The sequence below is a fragment of the Parabacteroides sp. AF39-10AC genome (assembly GCF_003635405.1).
GTDB classification, from domain to species: Bacteria; Bacteroidota; Bacteroidia; order Bacteroidales; family Tannerellaceae; genus Parabacteroides; species Parabacteroides distasonis.
The window spans coordinates 284,049-302,951 of the sequence record NZ_QTLP01000002.1; the positions used below are offsets into that span (position 1 = coordinate 284,049).

General features: G+C 47.7%; 18 protein-coding genes and 2 tRNA genes. 4 read left to right on the top strand and 16 right to left on the bottom strand.

Annotation, left to right across the window (positions count from 1 at the left end):
- Positions 1 to 19 precede the first annotated feature (19 nt).
- The 9 genes from DW033_RS03085 to DW033_RS03125 form a co-directional block, all read right to left on the bottom strand.
- Complete coding sequence (locus DW033_RS03085) at positions 20 to 2,899, bottom strand: PD-(D/E)XK nuclease family protein (protein ID WP_122382436.1); 2,880 nt, start codon at positions 2,897 to 2,899, stop codon at positions 20 to 22.
- 69 nt (positions 2,900 to 2,968) lie between these two features.
- Entirely contained in the window at positions 2,969 to 3,961 is a 993-nt protein-coding gene (mgrA, locus tag DW033_RS03090; protein ID WP_122382437.1) for an L-glyceraldehyde 3-phosphate reductase, read from the bottom strand.
- Between the two features lie 22 nt (positions 3,962 to 3,983).
- A complete protein-coding gene (locus tag DW033_RS03095; protein WP_122382438.1) occupies positions 3,984 to 5,516 on the bottom strand; it encodes a sulfatase in 1,533 nt (510 codons plus the stop codon).
- 181 nt (positions 5,517 to 5,697) lie between these two features.
- Positions 5,698 to 6,159, bottom strand: coding sequence for a DUF4293 domain-containing protein (locus DW033_RS03100; RefSeq protein WP_005862150.1), 462 nt, complete (start codon positions 6,157 to 6,159; stop codon positions 5,698 to 5,700).
- Positions 6,160 to 6,235: 76 nt separating this feature from the next.
- Complete coding sequence (locus DW033_RS03105; RefSeq protein ID WP_005856752.1) at positions 6,236 to 6,568, bottom strand: DNA-directed RNA polymerase subunit omega; 333 nt, start codon at positions 6,566 to 6,568, stop codon at positions 6,236 to 6,238.
- Between the two features lie 24 nt (positions 6,569 to 6,592).
- The gene (locus DW033_RS03110) at positions 6,593 to 7,402 is read right to left on the bottom strand and encodes an outer membrane protein assembly factor BamD (RefSeq protein ID WP_005856750.1); all 810 of its coding nucleotides are present in this window, start codon (positions 7,400 to 7,402) and stop codon (positions 6,593 to 6,595) included.
- Between the two features lie 66 nt (positions 7,403 to 7,468).
- Complete coding sequence (locus DW033_RS03115; RefSeq protein ID WP_005856748.1) at positions 7,469 to 7,894, bottom strand: hypothetical protein; 426 nt, start codon at positions 7,892 to 7,894, stop codon at positions 7,469 to 7,471.
- Positions 7,895 to 7,914: 20 nt separating this feature from the next.
- Positions 7,915 to 9,216: a phenylacetate--CoA ligase family protein gene (locus DW033_RS03120; protein WP_057326293.1), complete on the bottom strand. Its 1,302-nt coding sequence runs from the start codon at positions 9,214 to 9,216 to the stop codon at positions 7,915 to 7,917.
- A 106-nt stretch (positions 9,217 to 9,322) separates the two neighbouring features.
- Entirely contained in the window at positions 9,323 to 10,132 is an 810-nt protein-coding gene (locus tag DW033_RS03125) for a DUF1080 domain-containing protein (RefSeq protein ID WP_005856744.1), read from the bottom strand.
- A gap of 112 nt (positions 10,133 to 10,244) precedes the next feature.
- Here DW033_RS03125 and DW033_RS03130 point away from each other — a divergent pair, with 112 nt between their 5' ends.
- Positions 10,245 to 10,883 (top strand): HAD family phosphatase, encoded by a 639-nt coding sequence (locus tag DW033_RS03130; protein ID WP_005856741.1) that lies wholly within the window; start codon positions 10,245 to 10,247, stop codon positions 10,881 to 10,883.
- Positions 10,884 to 11,147: 264 nt separating this feature from the next.
- Here the strand turns inward: DW033_RS03130 and DW033_RS03135 are convergent, their stop codons facing one another.
- From DW033_RS03135 to DW033_RS03160, 6 genes are all read right to left on the bottom strand, one after another.
- Entirely contained in the window at positions 11,148 to 11,630 is a 483-nt protein-coding gene (locus DW033_RS03135) for a porin family protein (protein WP_008772096.1), read from the bottom strand.
- Between the two features lie 43 nt (positions 11,631 to 11,673).
- Positions 11,674 to 13,314, bottom strand: a complete 1,641-nt coding sequence (locus DW033_RS03140; RefSeq protein WP_122382439.1) for a dipeptidase — start codon at positions 13,312 to 13,314, stop codon at positions 11,674 to 11,676.
- 12 nt (positions 13,315 to 13,326) lie between these two features.
- The gene (nhaD, locus tag DW033_RS03145) at positions 13,327 to 14,736 is read right to left on the bottom strand and encodes a sodium:proton antiporter NhaD (RefSeq protein WP_005856736.1); all 1,410 of its coding nucleotides are present in this window, start codon (positions 14,734 to 14,736) and stop codon (positions 13,327 to 13,329) included.
- Between the two features lie 4 nt (positions 14,737 to 14,740).
- Positions 14,741 to 15,586, bottom strand: a complete 846-nt coding sequence (nfo, locus tag DW033_RS03150; RefSeq protein ID WP_022192129.1) for a deoxyribonuclease IV — start codon at positions 15,584 to 15,586, stop codon at positions 14,741 to 14,743.
- Between the two features lie 28 nt (positions 15,587 to 15,614).
- A complete protein-coding gene (locus DW033_RS03155; protein ID WP_005856732.1) occupies positions 15,615 to 16,091 on the bottom strand; it encodes a PaaI family thioesterase in 477 nt (158 codons plus the stop codon).
- Positions 16,092 to 16,198: 107 nt separating this feature from the next.
- Positions 16,199 to 16,738: a pyruvoyl-dependent arginine decarboxylase gene (locus tag DW033_RS03160; RefSeq protein ID WP_005856730.1), complete on the bottom strand. Its 540-nt coding sequence runs from the start codon at positions 16,736 to 16,738 to the stop codon at positions 16,199 to 16,201.
- 196 nt (positions 16,739 to 16,934) lie between these two features.
- Between DW033_RS03160 and DW033_RS03165 the strand changes: the two genes are divergently transcribed.
- From DW033_RS03165 to DW033_RS03175, 3 genes are all read left to right on the top strand, one after another.
- Positions 16,935 to 17,582: a superoxide dismutase gene (locus tag DW033_RS03165; RefSeq protein ID WP_005862137.1), complete on the top strand. Its 648-nt coding sequence runs from the start codon at positions 16,935 to 16,937 to the stop codon at positions 17,580 to 17,582.
- 148 nt (positions 17,583 to 17,730) lie between these two features.
- Positions 17,731 to 17,804, top strand: a tRNA-Thr gene (locus DW033_RS03170).
- A 19-nt stretch (positions 17,805 to 17,823) separates the two neighbouring features.
- A tRNA-Tyr gene (locus DW033_RS03175) sits at positions 17,824 to 17,906 on the top strand.
- Between the two features lie 143 nt (positions 17,907 to 18,049).
- On the opposite strand, the gene DW033_RS03180 is transcribed toward DW033_RS03175, so the two are convergent.
- A complete protein-coding gene (locus DW033_RS03180) occupies positions 18,050 to 18,805 on the bottom strand; it encodes a NigD-like protein (RefSeq protein WP_005856726.1) in 756 nt (251 codons plus the stop codon).
- Positions 18,806 to 18,903: the final 98 nt, after the last annotated feature.

An 18,903-nucleotide genomic window follows, 5' to 3' on the forward strand; every position in this document is an offset into this window, starting at 1 on the left:
AGAAGTACCGGGACAAATGCTACTTACCGCAAATACCCTTGAACGGACAATAAGAGCAAGCCTTCCCCGTAGGGGTTTGCGTAAAGGGAATTTCTGGATTGAAGATCTCGTCCAAGCAGCCCCACAACCCCTCCTCGAACGCTTGGGCATAACCGGAGAAATCCTCTACCTTCTCCGACTTCCCCCGTTCGATACGATGGTAGACAGATGGGTCGAACGGATCGGCGAAGAGGGAACGGACGTAATAAATGCCCGGTTGTATCGTCTTTCCTTTGTTCTCGGTGAGATGGGCGTACATCCAGCAATACATGAATACCTGCATCACGGCTTTCGCACGATCTTTCTCCTCCTTGTTGAATAGGCTCTCGATACTACTGAAAGTCGTAGTTCCGCTACCGCTCTTGTAATCGATGATACGGATGGCGTCGCGAACCTCATCCACACGGTCGATAAAGCCTTTCAACCGGATCTCGGAATGGTCGGAAAGGCTGATCAAGCCGTTTATCTTACGCTCGGACTCGATGTAAACGAAAGGGGTCAGCTTGCCGTCACGCTCCAAGATTTTCTCCACGTATTTGCGGATCATCTCGCCGATCAGGTAGTTTTGTCCGGTAAGGGAGCGAACCACCTCTGTCTTGAAAAACTCGCTGGCGAAAGCCCGGGCGATAGCTCCGGTAAGCAAGGCCGTATCCTTACGGATCGCTTTCAGCAAATCCACGGTAACCATCTTCCCTTGGAACGGCTTGTAAAGCTCCTCCATCACTTTATGTAAGATACTTCCGAATACATCGCTCTCGATCGTCTCGCTCACCTCCTCTTCCTCTCGAATGCCTTCCACGACGGAAAAATAGAATTTCAACGGGCAATCCAGATACGTATTGATAGCGCTCGCCGAGATCGCCTTGCTCCCCCCTTTCCGGTAAGCGTCTAAACGGCGCATGATATCCTCCCTTTTCGGCACGGCCAATGGCGGGGTCTTGGAGGAAGATACGTTATAGACCACCAATTTATCTCGCATCAGAACCTCATAATGATAATGCAGCTGGTGGACAAAGCGACTTACCTCTCCCGTCTGCAATCCGTTGCTGCGGGTATCGTATAAAAGGCTCACGTGGCTGGCACGCTCTATCAAACGATAGAAATGGTAGGCCCATACGCTATCTTGATGCTCGTAGGTAGGCAACCCGAAACCTCTGCGTAGGTTATAAGGGATAAAGGAGTTCGCCGCTTTCCGCTGCGGGAAAATACCCTCGTTCATGGATAAGATAATCAGACGGTCGAAATCCAAGGCACGGGTCTCGAGCACACCCATAATCTGGAGGCCGGAAAGCGGCTCGCCGTGGAAAGGGATCGTGATCGTATCGGTTACCCGCTTCAATAGACGGAAGAAGGTATCTATTTTCATCTCTACACAAGCGTCTCTCATTACCTCTCTCATGCGGTTTACCGTGGTGAAATAATGAAAGATGAACTCTTGCTCCAAATCGTTCGTCCGCTGGGTAGCGTCCTCCTCTTCTTCATCGGAAAGGGCGGACATAACCTTGTTCAGCTCTTCCAACACCTTGATCAGATAATCCGAGAAGGCCTCCACCCCGGTCACCGGCGTGAACAGGATTTCTAGCAAAGGCGTTTTCCCTAACTCCGTATGCGAGATATAGATCTTGTTGTTCTCCGTGATCTCTTTCACTAAGGAGGAAATAATCTCCGGTGAGGTGGAGAGGATATAGCGATGGTTCAATACCGGCAGCACGTCACGGAAATAGAATAACGGATTCCGGTCTATGTAGCGTACGTTCTTCTGCAACGCCAAGATATACTCGATCAACGAGGCGACCGGGGTTCCCGCCAAGGGATAACCCATCGTGACGTTGATACGCCGGATTTGCTCCGGAATGGCGTTCAGCACCGGGATCAGCAGATGTTCATCGGGCAAGATCACCGCCGTACGCAGGGCTTCTTCCGAACTCATCTCCGCTTCCTTGCACCAATCGCTCAACAGGGTGTAGACGTGCTTGGCCTGCCCGATACCGGAAGGGATGCCGATCACCTCGATCTCAGTCTTTACCTTCTCCTCGGGGGGTAATTTCATCGAGGAAGGGAAGCTCTTCCGGTTACGGGAGACGAAATAAGAGGCCTTATTATCCGGATCGGTTACCTTATCGGATACATAATCCCAATAGAAATCCGCTATCTTCCGCTTCTGCAACTGGGCTAAGAAACGTTCTTCCGATACGGACAAGGCGTTCAAACCGACGAAGACAATTTGCTCGTAAGGTAAATCCGGAGACTCACCCCGTTCCATGCTTTCCACGACCTCCCGGAAGATCATGCCCTCGTAGCCTTTTCCCTCGGCGGTCAAGGTCGCACGGAATTCCTCATAGAGATCGTATAGCACTTGCCAGACCGCCAAGAACTGTTGCTGGTTCGGAGTATCGCCCCGGGGATAAAAACTGGACCAGAAACTACGGATAGCGGCGATCTGCTCATCACTTAAGAAATCGAAATCATTCTCTATCTCCCGTAGGTCCGTCACGTTACTGAATAGCATGCGGGCATTTGCCATGTACTTATCGATATCGTCGAAGTCGTTGAGCAACATCTCGCCCCAATACAGGAATTCATCGAAAGTCTCGGTGGAACCGCTTTGGCGGATGTAGATGTCGTACAGGGTAAAAAGCATACTGATCCGGTCGGCGGATTGTTTTCCGCTCAACTGGATAAAGAGATCGTTGATCGTAAGGATTGTCGGAGAGAAAAGGGGGGTATCGGCTACCTCCGAGAGATATTTCTGGAAGAAAAGCCCCGTACGCCGGTTTGGGAAAACAAAGGCCAGACGACTGACCTCCGCCTCCCATTTCTCGTAAAAAAGAGACGCTACTTGATATAAGAACGGTTTCATTTATTCTAAAATTTGTACAGGTTGTAGAGACGGGGCACGCCCCGTCTCTACAATCGGATACGATTCACGTTATATTAAGATGTTCTCTATCTCCTGCAATTCTTCCCCGGAGAAAGAGATATTATCTAACGCCTTCAGGTTATCCATTAATTGGGCGACAGAGCTAGCGCCAATTAATACGCTAGTTACCCGTTCGTCCTTTAATAACCAAGCGAGCGCCATCTCCGCCAAGGTCTGTCCACGGCGGGCGGCTACCTCGTTTAGCTTACGGGCCTTTTCCACGGCCTCCGGGGTAACTTGAGAGGTCTGCAAATGGCCGGTCGATTTCGCCGCACGAGAATTCTCCGGGATTCCACGCAAATACTTATCCGTAAGCAAGCCTTGCGCCAACGGCGAGAACGCTATCATACCCACACCCTCTTCCTTCAATACAGGCAATAAATCCGGTTCCGTCCAACGATCGAACATCGAATAGCGGGCTTGGTGAATCAAGCAAGGCACCTTATGTTCTTTCAGTACAGCCAAGGCCTTACGGGTCTGGTCTGCGTCATAGTTGGAGATACCTACATACAAAGCCTTTCCTTGCCGGACGATATCAGCCAAGGCCCCCATCGTCTCCTCGATCGGAGTCTCCGGGTCCGGACGATGGGAGTAAAAGATATCCACATATTCCAGTCCCATCCGTTTCAAGCTCTGATCCAAGCTAGCCATTAAATATTTACGGCTTCCCCAGTTCCCATACGGTCCCGGCCACATATCGTAGCCCGCCTTCGTAGAGATGATCAGCTCATCCCGATAAACGCCCAAGCCCTTCTTCAATATCCGGCCAAAATTCTCCTCCGCCGATCCGTAGGCCGGGCCATAATTATTCGCCAAGTCGAAATGAGTCACGCCATGATCGAATGCGGCGTGAGCGATCTGGATAAAATTACCGAACACGTCCACACTACCAAAGTTGTGCCACAATCCCAAGGAAACGGCCGGCAATAAGATACCGCTCCGTCCGCACCGCCGATATATCATATCCGCATAGCGATTCTCTTCCGCTTTGTAAAACTCCATATGCTCTTTCTTTTTTTAATTATTATATCTCATCCGGCCAAGGAACCGGTTTGCCTGTCGCCTTAAACGACGGACGTTGCCCGTCCACTTTCCGTAAATACGTACCCAATTCCCCGGACAGACGCTTTACGATATCGGGATGCTGCCTTGCCACGTCATTATGTTCCCCTATATCCTCCGGGATATTAAACAATTCCTTCTTCCCCGTCTCGTAATAATAGATCAGTTTCCAGTCTCCATTACGGACCGAGCAAGTCGGACCGATTCCCGGCCCGTCATTACCCCATATATTCGGGCAGTTCCAGAATAAGCTACGTCCCACGGAAGGATCTCCCGTACCTTTTAATAAAGGCATGAAACTGACGCCATCTATCGGCTGTACGGTCTTATACCCCCTTATGCCTGCCATCTCCAAGATAGTTGGATAGAAATCCTCGATAATCAAGTATTTATCACATTTGCTTCCCGGTTTCACCACCCCCGGCCAACGCACGATCATAGGCTCACGGACTCCTCCCTCATAGGCGGAGCCTTTACCACTGTTCAAGGGATAGTTTTGCGTATGGATCTCGCCGTCACGCCATCCGGGCTCGCTGGAAAGACCACCGTTATCACTCATGAAGATCACGATCGTGTTATCCGCCTCGCCATTCTTCTCCAACCAGTCCATCAAATCGCCCAGACTCTTATCCATACCCTCTATCAAGGCAGCGTAAGCCGCCTCTTTAGCCGTTAACCCCCTATCAATATATTTCTGGTAGAAACGCTTGTCCTTATCAATCGGGATATGGATCGCATAATGTGACATATATAGGTAAAACGGCTGGTTATATTTCTTAGCCTTGTCCAACGCCTTGATCGCCTCCTGCGTTAGGGCCTCCGTAGCGAAGGTGTCGCTTCCCCAATACTTTTCCAATCCGGGGATAGCGTTCGGAGCGTAAGGTTTACCATCCTTGGTATGCCCGTAATTATTCTCGCCGAGGTAACTGGCGAGACCTCCGGCGGCATGCCCGGCTATATTGACCTCGAATCCCCAATGATGCGGGTCCTCCCCCGGGGTATCGATCGCCCCGAAATGCGCCTTGCCGCAATGGATCGTGTGATATCCGTTATTCTTCAATATCTGCACGAATGAAGTACCCACAAACGTATTATTCGTCCCGCCCACTTGGGCCACGCCGTTATAATTCCAATCCGGCAGGGTAAGCACATCACTCTCCCGGTCGGTCGTCTTATCCTTAAAAAGTGTCCAGTTCGTAACCCGGTGACGGGCGGCGTTCGTCCCCGTGATCAAGCTGCAACGGGTAGGCGAGCTAATACTGCTAGCGTAGGCTTGGGTAAACATCATACCCTCTTTCGCCAATCGTTCCATGTTCGGGGTCTCATATACCTCATTATAATGCGTCTTTTGAGTCCAGAAAGGCAAGGACGTATCCTCCCATCCCATATCATCCACCAAGAACAGGATAATATTCGGGGGACAACTGGTATTCTGGGCGTTCGCTACCGCCGATACCGACAATAAAGCGATGGGGATAAGCTGAGTCTTCTTCATGATTGGCAACGGATATTTGTATTCTACGAAAGTAGATATATTTCACCGAAAAACAATATTGTTTCATATACAAAATAATATTGTCTTATGTATTATACTTTTCCGGACATAAAATAAGGGGCCCTTGACAAAAAGAGTCCCTTACCTAATATCTTATACCCAATGATTTATCTGGAAAGCCTTAACGCAAACGATCCAAAGAACGTACCAGCGCCTCATCGGCCCCGATATTACGGATCGCCAGATAATCCAAGATCAGATTGACCAACGGGAAGGAAAGAGCGATCTTAACACTTACGCTGGCACCTTCCATATCCCCCTTCAAGGAATAGATCAAGAAGGCGAAGAAACCATAAAAGCCCAATATCAGCAATGCGTTGAACACGCAAAGACGGATTTGCAGGATTCTTTTCTTATATAAGAAGATCGTCACCAAGGCAATGATAGCGATGATAGCAGTCAAGGCAAATAAGCCCCACGCCGGGTATAGTAATTCCGGCTCACCGATCATCGTGCTCAACCCGCTAGCATCGAACGAGAAGAGGGCGTCTCCTTGTTGCAACACGGCCAACGGCAAGAATAAGGTAGCGACCGTAAGCGCCACGATAATTAGCAGGTAAACAGTTTGTATTCTTTGTAACATGGTAATTAGTTCGTTTTAAATGGAAAGGCCGACTCATTTGAGGGTCAGCCTTTCCGATGTTCAAAAATATTTCTTCTTAGAAGTTATTCTTCTCTTTAGCAGGATTCTTGTAATAAACCTTGCCATCCTCGTACTCTTGAGCGGCGATCAACGTTGATTTCGGAAGTTTCTCATAGTAGCGTGAAATCTCGATCTGCTCACGGTTTTCAAAGACTTCCTCCAAGTTGTCATTGTAAGAAGCGAACTCTTGAAGTTTCTTTTCCAGATCTTGTTTCATCTCAACACTAATCTGATTCGCCCGTTTTGAAATGATAGCGACTGTCTCATATACGTTACCCGTTTCTTCACTTAACTTCATCATGTCACGGGTTACCGTATTGGTAGGAGCGTTTGATTTTCTGTAATCCATTTTCGTTTTATTGATTAAATTCGCTTAATATGCATCTGTAATTCGCTTGCTGGCATAGTCGTAGAACTTCGTTACCTGCTTTACGTAGTTACCTTCCGGATACTCGTTCATGTAGTTGTAATATTCGTCAACCACATCCCGGTAACGGCCCTGCAACTTCTCCTCTACGGATACTAGCGCCAACTCGTACTTCGCACGGATGATAAGGAACATGAATTCCTCACGATACTTGGAATACGGGTAATTCTTCAAGGCGTTCTGCGCCGTGATCACGCAAGACTGGAAGTTATTCCCCATATAGGTACCTAGATTGAAATACAAGCGGGTGGCCATCAATTCCTTGTAAGCCAACTTCTCCTGAAGCTCGAACATGATGTTCTGCGCTTCCTCGGCCCGTTCACTTTGCGGATAATACTCCAAATAAAGTTGCAACTGCTCGATCGCCTTATACGTCTGCGACTGGTCTAACCGGGGATCCGGAGAGTCCAGATACAAACCATAACCGGAATAGAAACGGGATAATTCCGTAAACTCCCCTTTCGGATAGGTCGTATAATAGGTCTCGAAGTATTGCGAAGCCGTCTGATAATCTTTCTGACCGTAATAGCTTTGCGCCAACAAGTACAAGGACTCCTCGGCATAAGCTGTTCCTTTAAAGATTGTAACCAGTTCATCCAGCAGAGTAGCGGATTTCGAGTATTGCTTCGCGTTGAAGTATTTCTTCGCGTACGAATATTTCAATTCGTAATCCGTGCTCTTCAGTATCTTATTATACTCTCCACAAGAGGATAATAGTACTGTCATCATCATCAGTAAAAATACAACCTTTTTCATTCACATACTTTTAGCGTGCAAAATTAGTGCTTTTAGGCGAATAAATGAAACCCAAAACGTTAATATTTACAACTTATATAAATCGCTAGCAGCGATCAATTCCAATTTATTCGCTTTCAAAACCTCCGCGCACTTATTGACATCGTCCGGACGGATGATCACGTTAGCAGCGTCGCCTTGAGAAAAAGCGTACATATATTCAATGAAGATCCCGGCCGAGGTAATGATATCCATCGCCTTTGCCAAGGCTCCCGGCTGGTTGGGACAATGCAAGCATACCACGTCGGCCACGCTTACAGCGTATAACTTTTCACGAAGCACGGATATCGCTTTCTCCGTATCGGATACGATTAGGCGAAGGATACCGAAATCGGAATTCTCGGCTACCGTGAAAGCGGACATATTGACCCCTGCCTCCCCTAATATCTTGGCGACTTCCGTAAAACGGCCTTTCTTGTTTTCCAGAAAGATTGATAATTGTTTTATTAACATAGTACTTAATCTTTTAGAGGTTATACTAACTTACGTTTATCGATCACGTGTTTTGCCTTACCCATACTACGTTCGATACTACGCGGCTCCACGATCTTGATGTCCGGTTGCAAACCGATCACGCTCTGCATGCGGGCAGCGATCTTCTTTTTCAAGGCGATCATCTTGTTCATCTCGTCCGAGTAGTATTCTTGGCGAACCTCCACCTGTATCTGGAAAGTATCGGTATTGTTCATACGATCCACCACGATCAGGTAATGCGCCTCGAACTCCGGCAGCTCCAAAATTACGGATTCTACCTGAGACGGGAAAACATTTACGCCACGAATAATCAACATATCGTCACTTCTACCTAAAATACGTCCCATACGAACCGCCGTACGTCCACAGGCGCACTTCTCGTAAGTCAGCGAGGTCAAATCACGTGTACGGTAACGAAGCATCGGCATACCCTCCTTCGTAAGCGTGGTGAAGACCAACTCTCCTACTTGTCCCGGTTCCACCGGTTGTAAGGTATTCGGGTCCACGATCTCCGGGAAGAAATGGTCTTCCCACAAGTGGGTACCGTTCTGGCACTCACACTCGCCTCCAACGCCCGGACCGCAGATTTCCGTCAAGCCATAAATATCGTAAGCCTTGATATTTAGTTTCGTCTCTAATTCCTTACGCATATTCTCCGTCCAAGGCTCGGCACCGAACGCTCCGACACGTAGCTGGAATTCCTCCAAGGGAATACCGGACTGGTGGATGGTCTCCGCCAGATACAAGGCGTAAGAAGGCGTACAAGCCAAACCCTTCGCCCCGAAGTCGTGCATCAACTGGATTTGTTTCTGGGTGTTACCGCTACTCATCGGGATCACCGTACCACCGATATTCTCCACGCCGCAATGGGCGCCCAGACCTCCGGTGAACATTCCGTAGCCGTAGGATACTTGCACGGAGTCGTTCTTTGTCAAACCGTAGGCGGTCAGGCAGCGAGCCACGACCTCGGCCCAGATACCCAAATCCTTACGGGTATATCCCACGACGATAGGCTTACCTGTCGTACCGGAAGAGGCATGTAGACGGACAATCTCGGACATCGGCACGGCCATCAAGCCGAAAGGATAATTATCACGCAAGTCTTGTTTTACCGTGAACGGTAATTTCGTTATATCATCTATTGTCTGTACATCGTCGGGAGTAATGCCCATCTCCTGCATTTTCTTACGATAAAACGGGGAGTTATGGTAAGCGTGTTCAACAACTCTTTTCAACCGTAGGCTCTGTAGTTTCCGCATTTCCTCACGGTCCATACATTCAATAGTTTCGTTCCAAATCATGGTATTTGTCTGTTATCTTTTAAAGTTAGTAGTCTAAATTCGCCGCAAAGTAACAACTTTTTTTAAATCGGTACTCTTTTGTTACGAAAAATTAGTCACGAGGCGATCATTTCAACTCCTTCACCTTGATATTGCGGAACGCTACCTCATCCCCATGATCCTGCAAAAGGATGTGTCCTTTCGGGGCCTCGCCGAAAGCACCACCCGCATTATAAGATGGATCAGCGTATTTACTGCCCTTCACCAAATCACGGAACTCCTTGCTGCCACGCTCGTACTCCAATACCTTCACACCATTCAGCCAGTGCTCTACGTGGTTGTTCGGGAATACCTTCACCACGGCCGTATTCCACTCTCCTACGCCGTTGAAATGGATGTTCTCGCTTTTCTTCAGATCATACAAGCTTCCAAGGGTACGACTACCGGGGAAAGTCGTGTAAAGCTTGGCATCCGGGTGCTTAGCGTCATCCAATAGCTGGAACTCCAAGCCGTAAGCGGAGCCTTTTTGCTTCTCTTGCTCGGTCACGAAATATTTAATACCGCTGTTGGCCCCTTCGGTGATCTTAAAATCCACGCTGAACTCAAAGGCGGAATATTCACCCTCCGTAACGATATCGCCTCCGTTCGTAGACTCGCTACCGTCGGATTTCTGCACGATCAATTCGCCATCTTTCACCATCCATCCGTGATCCGGGAAAGCGTCTTTGTGCGCTCCACGCCAGCCTTTCGTTGTCTTACCATCAAAAAGGAGCGCCCAACCCTCGGCTTTCTCTTGGTCGGTCAATTGATTGATCGCCGGTGTAATTACGGCCATCGGTACTACCTTAGCTGTCTCTTCCGTACTTTGCGTGTTTTTTCCACCGCAGGCGCAAAGGATCATAGCGCTCATGGCGGTACAAATTACTAGTGTCTTCATGTCTTATTTATTTTTAATGTATATAATCAAGCAATGTGTGCGTCCACAAAGATAATCGATTTCATAAAAAATAGACGTATCTTCGCGATATAAATATTAAATGATTATTTATATGAAACAACTAAAGACCGCCTTGTTCGATTTTGACGGCGTAGTAGTAGATACGGAACCTATTTACGATTTATTCTGGAACGATGCCGCTAAACGTTATGGCTTAGGTATCGATAATTTCGCTGATATTATAAAGGGTACGACCCTACCGTATATTCTGGAGAAGTATTTTTCCGGATATACGGAGGAGTTCCGCCAAATGGTGACCAAAGAATCTACAGAGTATGAGAAGACGATGCCCTTGCCTCCCATGCCCGGCTCCATCGAGTTCATCCGTATGCTGAAGGAGCACGGCGTACAGATAGGCTTGGTTACCAGCTCGGATAACGCGAAGGTGAAACGGGCTTTCGGGCTTCTACATCTGGACAATCTATTCGATACCCTAGTGACCGCCGACCGCATCACGCAAGGTAAGCCCGATCCGATGTGTTATCTATTGGCGGCGAAAGACTTGAACGTATCTCCCGAGGATTGTATCGTATTCGAGGATTCTTTCAACGGCATACAGTCCGGGAAGGACGCAGGGATGCGTGTCATCGGGTTAAGTACGACGAATCCGGCGGAATCTTTAAGAGATAAAGTATATGAGGTAATCCCCAATTTCGAGAAAGTCACGTTCGAGGATTATTTGAGATGGTAAGCAATCGAGAAAAAGGAAATGATTATTTCCTTCATTCCTTCACCTACCCCTTTACACACACCCACACACATGTATGCGTACATTAATAATACGCGTATGCGTATACGTGCGTGTGTGTGTGTGTGTGTAGGAGCCGGTGAAGGAATGAAGGAATAAAGGAAACGCCTGTACCGGCAATGGGCTACACCAGTATCGGCGAGAGCCGGAAGCAGTACTGGTGTAACCCCACGGCAGTACTGCCGTGGGGCTGTGACTATATTGGGATCAGAAACTATATCCTACGCGAACACCCAGCATGGCCTGATCGAAATCCTTGATGATATTATACTTCACCTCCAATCCTATCGAAAGATTGTCGGTAGCATAAACCTCACCGCCTAAACCGATATTGGCTCCCAGACGAGTCTCGTTATGAGAAAGGCCATGGCCCGCATCCCAATTCCAAAAGGACAGACTAAGCCCCGCTAATGGATAAAAACCGAACATCTCACTTAACTTCACTACATAATGAGCATTCAAGTCGATCGCCCAAGTGCTGTGATTGTCATTCTTTACGAAATAAGTAAGAGAGGGGCTCAAACGTACCGCATCCGTGATACAATAGCGGTAATCAACTCCTAACGTGGCATTCTTCGAATCGAATCCATAACCGATGTTAAATCCCACGGCAGATTGTCCTTGCTGCGTCTGCGCATAAGCTCCCAGACTAAAGACTGCTAACATCAGCATCATTACAAACTTTTTCATACGCTTTCTTTCGTTTAGTTCAACATTAGATTATTATTGGTATTTATTTTACTTTCAGTCGATCGCCGGCACTCTTCACGATGCTACGGTAATAGTCCTCGTCATATCCGGGAAAATCGGGAGACGCGGGCTGGCCGTACGGATTACGCTTGAACTGTCCGTTCACCTCTTTCTTCACGTTTCCATCGATGTATTTTACCAGCAAATACTCACCCAATTGCTTCCAGCGGGCGGTAGCGGAGTCTGAATTAGTCGTGCTATACCACGTTAAGAACTTGACAGCCTCCGCCGGGTCCTTGGCATACAACTCCTGAGCCGCCTTATCGATAGCCGGTACGGTCTCTTGATAACCATTCTCCAACTCCTGCTGTACCTTACGGATATCCTGAATCATGAAGCTATATTTGTGGTAAGCCATATTAGCCACCCAGTTATGAATCCAGAAAGCGGAAGTCCAAGAGAAGTTCAGCAAATCGCCGTTTCCCACCCGATAGCACTCCGGAACATCCGTTACCGACCCATATACAGGAGTGAAGACTGCCATATCAGCGTCGTCCACGGCAAACCACAAGATACCACCGATAGCGTCCGGCAACCAGTTACGCATTTGTGGAACAATCACGAAGCCCGTTTGTTGCGTCGCTATGGCACGTTCATTCGTATATTCCTGTCCGTCTACCTCGAACGTCATCGGCCGCCAGCGGTAAGGAACCTTATACGAGCCGGCACCGGCATCTTTCGTCATATCCAGATCCGTTCCCTCGTAATGGTCGCGCATGCCATTCTGTACGTCTTGAACGGAAAGCTTACGATTCGGCTTCACATACAGAGGCATCGGCTCCTTGGAAGGATCACCCTTGATAAAATCCGTATACTGATCCATCGTGGTATCATATTTACGGAAGAAAGACCATACACGAGCCTCGCATCCACGCAAGGCACTGAAATCATACGGGCAATAAGCCTTGGCGAAACTGAAATCAGCGTCCTTTCCCTTGAAATATCCTTTCTCACGGGCGAAAGAAACCACATCCGGCGAGTATATGCAATTCTCCTTATCGTCAAACGGTATCTGCTGGATACGGGACTGGTTGGCATGCGCCGAGATACAATCGTCCGGGATGCGGATCGCTACCCAAACGGCACCTTTGTTACCCGGTCCCTTACCGATCATCTCCATCACCCAAGCCTCGTTCTTATCGGCGATAGAGAACGTCTCGCCACTGCTGTAATAGCCATATTCCTTTACTAAGTCCGTCATGACCTTGATCGCCTCACGGGCCGACTTGGAACGTTGCAAAGCGATGTAGATCAAGCTACCGTAATCCATGATACCCGTCGTATCCACCAATTCATGGCGTCCGCCGAACGTACTCTCCGTGATAGCCACCTGATGCTCGTTCATGTTACCCACTACGGAATAGGTCTTCTCCACTTGGGCGATCTTGCCCAGCGGTTTCCCCGTATCCCATTCCTTCACTTCCAACATGGCGCCCTTCGGCCATGTAGCGGCGGGCCAACGATACATCTCCCCATACAGGGAATGCGAGTCCGCCGCATAACTAATCATTACCGAACCGTCTGTCGAAGCCTTCTTGCCCACCAGCAAACCGGTACAGGCGATAGCCTCCACCCCGGATAACAGGGCGGCGCAAGCGGTTAATAAAATCCAACTCTTCTTCATATAAATAAAGTTTTAAGCAAATAAAAGCATATATACACCGGCGCCACAACAATAGCCGATCAACGCCAAGATAGAGAACCGTTTCGTATAATACATGAAATCGATCTTCTCCAATCCCATTACCGTAACGCCCGTAGCCGATCCGATGATCAAGATGCTACCACCCGTCACGGCGCAATAAGCCAAGAAGGTCCAGAAACCACCGTCCGATACGAAGAACTGGGCGTAAGGCGATAAGTCGGCCACCTGCTCCACGATCGGGTACATACCCATCGTAGCAGCTACCAAGGCTACGTTATCCACGCAGGAGGACAAGGCACCGATCACGAAGCTGATCAGATACGGTTCATGCACATGCTTATCCAAGAAAGCGGACATGATACCCAACTGCCCGGAGGTCTCCAGCGCTCCCACGGCCATCAAGATCCCCAAGAAAAAGAAGATCGTAGCCAAATCGATATTCGGCAACAATTGGGAAATACGGAGTTTCTGGGACTCATGCATGTGCAGCTTGCTATACATCAAATCCGTATAGAACCAAAGGATCACCAATCCAAGCAAGACGCCCAAGAACGGCGGCAAGTTCGTCACCATCTGGAAGACAGGCACCAACGCCAAGGAAAGCACGCCGATCACAAAGATCATCCGACGTGAGCGGTTCGGTATCTCTGGTATGTACTCGTCGCCTTGCTCCTCCTCGCTCAACACACGCAAGGTAGATCCTTTCTTGAACAACCAGAAATGGGCGATCGTCAACGGCACCAACATATTAACCAAAGCGGGGATAAATACGTGAGAGATCTGGTGCATCGCCGAGATATTCTTTCCGACCCAAAGCAAGATGGTCGTCACATCACCAATCGGCGACCATGAGCCACCGGCGTTCGCCGCTATAATCACCATACAGGCATATTTCAAACGATCCGTACGATCCGGTACCAGCTTACGCAACACCGCCATGATCACGATAGCGGCTGCCAAGTTATCCAACAAGGCGGAGAAGAAAAAAGTAGCGAAACTTATATACCACAACAGCTTACGTTTATTCGGCGTACGGATATACCCGGTCACGGCCCTAAAACCACCATGCTTATCCACGATATCCACGATCAACATGGAACACATCACGAAGAAAAGCGTCTCGGAGACGTTTCCTAAATGATAAACAATCGCACGGTTCGATATAAAATTAATAAATTGCTCATGCGGGGGCAAGCTGGCCATCTCCGGGTTCTGGGTCAAGAACTCTTGAAAGATCGTACTAGAGCGTTCGACGAAAATATTGTAGGCATCGAACATCAATATCATCCACATAGAGATAGCCATGAACAACGCTATGGCCGCTTTATTTATTTTGATCTTATCCTCCAAGGCAATAGCGAGGATTCCTAAGACAAAAATGACAGGCATTAAAATGAACATATAATCAAGATTTTAATTGTTTATATAGAAGCTGTATCTCCTCCGGCCAAAGCGCCTCGTCCGGGGTCTCTAGGATTAAGGGCATATTGTCGAAACGGGGGTCCGCCATGATCATGCGGAAGGTATCAAGGCCCATCAAGCCTTTACCGATACTCTCGTGCCGGTCCACACGTGATCCCAGCTCCTTTTTAGAATCGTTCAAGTGCATACCCCTTAAATAAGAAAAACCGACCACCTCGTCGAAATGACGGAATGTCTCGGCAAATCCCTCCGGTGTCTTTATATCGTAACCGGCGGCAAGCGTGTGCGCCGTATCGAGGCATACTCCCACCCGACTCTTATCCTCTACCTCGTTTATAATATAGGCGATCTGCTCGAAGGTATATCCCAAGTTCGAGCCTTGCCCCGCCGTATTCTCTATCACGGCACATACGCCACTCGTCTGAGCCAACGTGATATTGATCGACTCGGCGATGCGAGACAGGCAGGTATCCACCTCCATCTTCCCCAAATGGCTTCCGGGATGGAAATTCAACATTTTCAGTCCCAGTTGCTCGCAGCGTGTCATCTCGTCCAGAAAAGCGTCACGGGATTTCTGCAATCCCTCGGCGTCCGGGTTCCCCAGATTGATCAAATAGCTATCGTGCGGCAAGATACATCCCGGATCGTAACCGTACGCTTCACACCGCTCCTTAAATAAATGGATACTGTCCGCCTTCAACGGCTGCGACTTCCATTGCCTCTGATTCCGGGTGAAAAGGGCAAAAGCCTTCGCACCGATCTCATGGGCATTAACGGGGGCATTCTCAACCCCACCGACCGCACTCACGTGAGCCCCAACATACTTCATAATAACCTAACTTTTCTTTTTATTTATACTAATGTTCATCCTCAGTCTTACACCCGCAAAAACCAAACTCCTCCATCGCACGTTCTTGCGGGGTGATGAAATAAACCATCTCGGCACGGGTACACAACTCATTCGCCGAGTTATAGATCTCGGTCTCTATGAAGATGGCGTTCCGTTTCCGGTCTGTCATCCGTCCCCGTATCGTCAGTTGGGGCTCGTCCGTAGAGATACTCTTCATAAACTTGGCGTCGAGGCGTGAAGTCACCCCGGAGGTCTGCAACTTCCTCAAGACCACCCAGCCGGCCAACTCATCCATCAGCGTAGTCTGTATACCTCCGTGCAACGTACGCAGCCATCCTTGGTAAGTACCTTGAGGCTTCCAGAACGCCACGATATCGTCACCATCCTCAAAAAACTCCATATGCAGCCCCAGCGGATTGTTCGGAGCGCAACCGAAACACATATAACCGTCCAGCCCTTCCCACGGATTAATTATCTTTTTCATATCACGAAAACAATATTTATATGTTTTTTGTTGCTCAAAGTTAACAAAAAAGCCGGCTCTTGAAAGGAACCGGCTCTATAAATATCACAAAAAATACTCAACACGACTTATTCCTCGATCTCCGGTTGAAGGAAATCCACGAAGCAAAGGGCGGCCAACGCCGTTCCATAGCGTTTCTCGATCGTAATTCCCTCGGTGATAAAGTTAAGCTCTCCAAGATAATACTTCCCATACGTCTTCTGATGAAGATCGTTAATAACACGGATCAGACGAGACTCAAGCTCCTCGATGCGGTAACGTCCGCTGACCTCACACACAAGGCCACCAACCTTCTCGTCGAAGTTCTCATCCTTATACATCCATGCGTAAACCACACCAGCAGACACGAACTCATCCTGATATCCATGGGATACAGCCATGATCGTTTTCATTTCCGAACCAAATGGAGGAAGGTCTAGTTCATCCATGGTTGCCAGATGTGCCGTAGCGGGTATCACTGACGAATACGTCATGATATTAAAATCAGAGATACCGGCGTCATAAAGAGCCATGTGGTAAGAACCAGCGTGTTTCTCCAAGTCTGATTCGCCACTTCCTTTTGTAATAAAAAAGGTGTTTGGAATTAAATTCCCAACTTTCTTTACCATCTACAAATATGTTTTACTAATTAATAAAAGCTTAAGAGCGCACAAAAATAGAAACTTTCGCGATATATAACGCATAGTTTTCCCTATAAAACTTTAGCCGCAAACATATTTTTCCCAAAAAATCATCACCGAACCTAGAACTTTCATCCCCTCGGCTCTGTTTATATAGTAAATCAACATAAAAAACTAGAAGACAATGCTTACATTATGTTTAAGTTTATTATTAATGATCACAAATAGTCAAATAACAGATAAAAAAGAAGAAGTTATGAAATTCGAGTTAATCCAGTTACCGTACGCAAACGACGGTTTAGAACCAGTTATCAGCAAACAAACAATTGATTTCCATTACGGAAAACATTTATTGAACTATGTAAATACCCTTAATAAGCTGATTGAGGGCACGAAATTCGAGAACGCTCCGCTGGAGCAGATCGTTCGTGAGTCTGACGGAGCCATTTTCAACAATGCCGGCCAAGTATTGAATCACAATCTATATTTTACCCAATTCTCCCCGAACGGAGGTGGCGAGCCTACGGGTAAGCTAGCCGAGGCTATCAAGTCTACGTGGGGATCGTTCGAGAACTTCCAGAAAGAGTTCGTGGCTGCCGGTACAGGCTTGTTCGGCTCAGGATGGGTATGGTTGGCTAAAGATAAAGACGGCAAACTTTCAATTACCAAAGAACCCAACGGTAGTAACCCGGTCGTTAAGGGATTGACTCCGATCATGGGATTCGATGTATGGGAGCATTCTTACTATCTGGATTACCAGAACCGCCGTGCGGATCATTTGAACGCATTGTGGGGGATTATCGACTGGGAAACCGTTGGTAAGAGATATTGATTTAATTTGATGTAAGTTACGTGTAGAGAAGAGCCGCCCGGGAGTTTTCCCGGACGGCTTTTTTCGTTCCCTTTTGAAAAAAAATACCTCCAGCTATTGCATCGTAAGATATTATTACTACCTTTGCACCCGCAAACGAATAACAGATGCCTCTTTAGCTCAGTTGGCCAGAGCACGTGATTTGTAATCTCGGGGTCGTTGGTTCGAATCCGACAAGAGGCTCAAGAAAACATATTGGAATGGGCAGTTACCAGAGTGGCCAAATGGGGCTGACTGTAACTCAGCTGGCTTTCGCCTTCGGTGGTTCGAATCCATCACTGCCCACGAATAAAAAGGACTCTTCTTAGAGTCCTTTTTTGTTTCTATCCATAAAAAAAGTCCTTCCCTATCACTAGGAAAGAACTTTCAAAAAGCAAGGGAGATTCACTCCCTGCCAAATCCCCATCTATTTAAACGATCAAACCGACCTATTTCAAATTTAAGGCGCTTCTCTCGGCAGCTATAGATGCTTTTGCCGGAGTAGACTTGCGGGAACAATAATTGAATTCCACAGACTTATCGCCATCGAATGACTTCCATTTTAATTTCAACTTAACCGTCTTACCATTCGTATCCGGGAGGCTATCCAATTTAAAAGCGACCAGTCCATCCGCATATGCGCCATATACATCGCCATAAGCGTTATGGCGGAACTCTACCTCATAAGGATTCTCCGGGTCCTTGCCTGTCAGTAGGTTTACAAAATGAGCCTTATTGCGGTCTCCCCAGATCGTCCTGAAACGGAGTGTCAGATATCCGTCCTCGGCGATGGTAACCCAATCGTTCACGATCTCCACAGGGTCGGAGCCATAGATCGAATCGTTGCTAGTCACCCCCAAATCCGGAGCGATTGGTTTTGTAAGGATACTGTCGATCCAATTAATATTTACGGCCTTGCTGTAAATTCCGCTAGACTCGTTCGTCTCGTCAAAATTCACCAACGCTCTCACCTCCTTCTGCCCGAAGGGAGAAGAGGTCATATTGACAGGCAACAAGGTCGTGCTATCATCCAATTGAAGAAAATATGAACCATCATCGACCGGCTTAACCGTCACCAACGCATTCGGCAACACTTTACTGTAAGGATAATCATCATCATCGTCCAAGCAAGATTGAAACCCCATAAAACAAGTAGCCGCCATTACACCTACAACTAATTTCCTAAAATTAAAGAATCCGTTCATAATACTTCCTTTCTAAGTTTATCAATTAAACTAATCAACCTTTTAATTCTATAAAATTAGAAATGCGTTTTAGGGCGGAAATGCTGCATATGTGTATG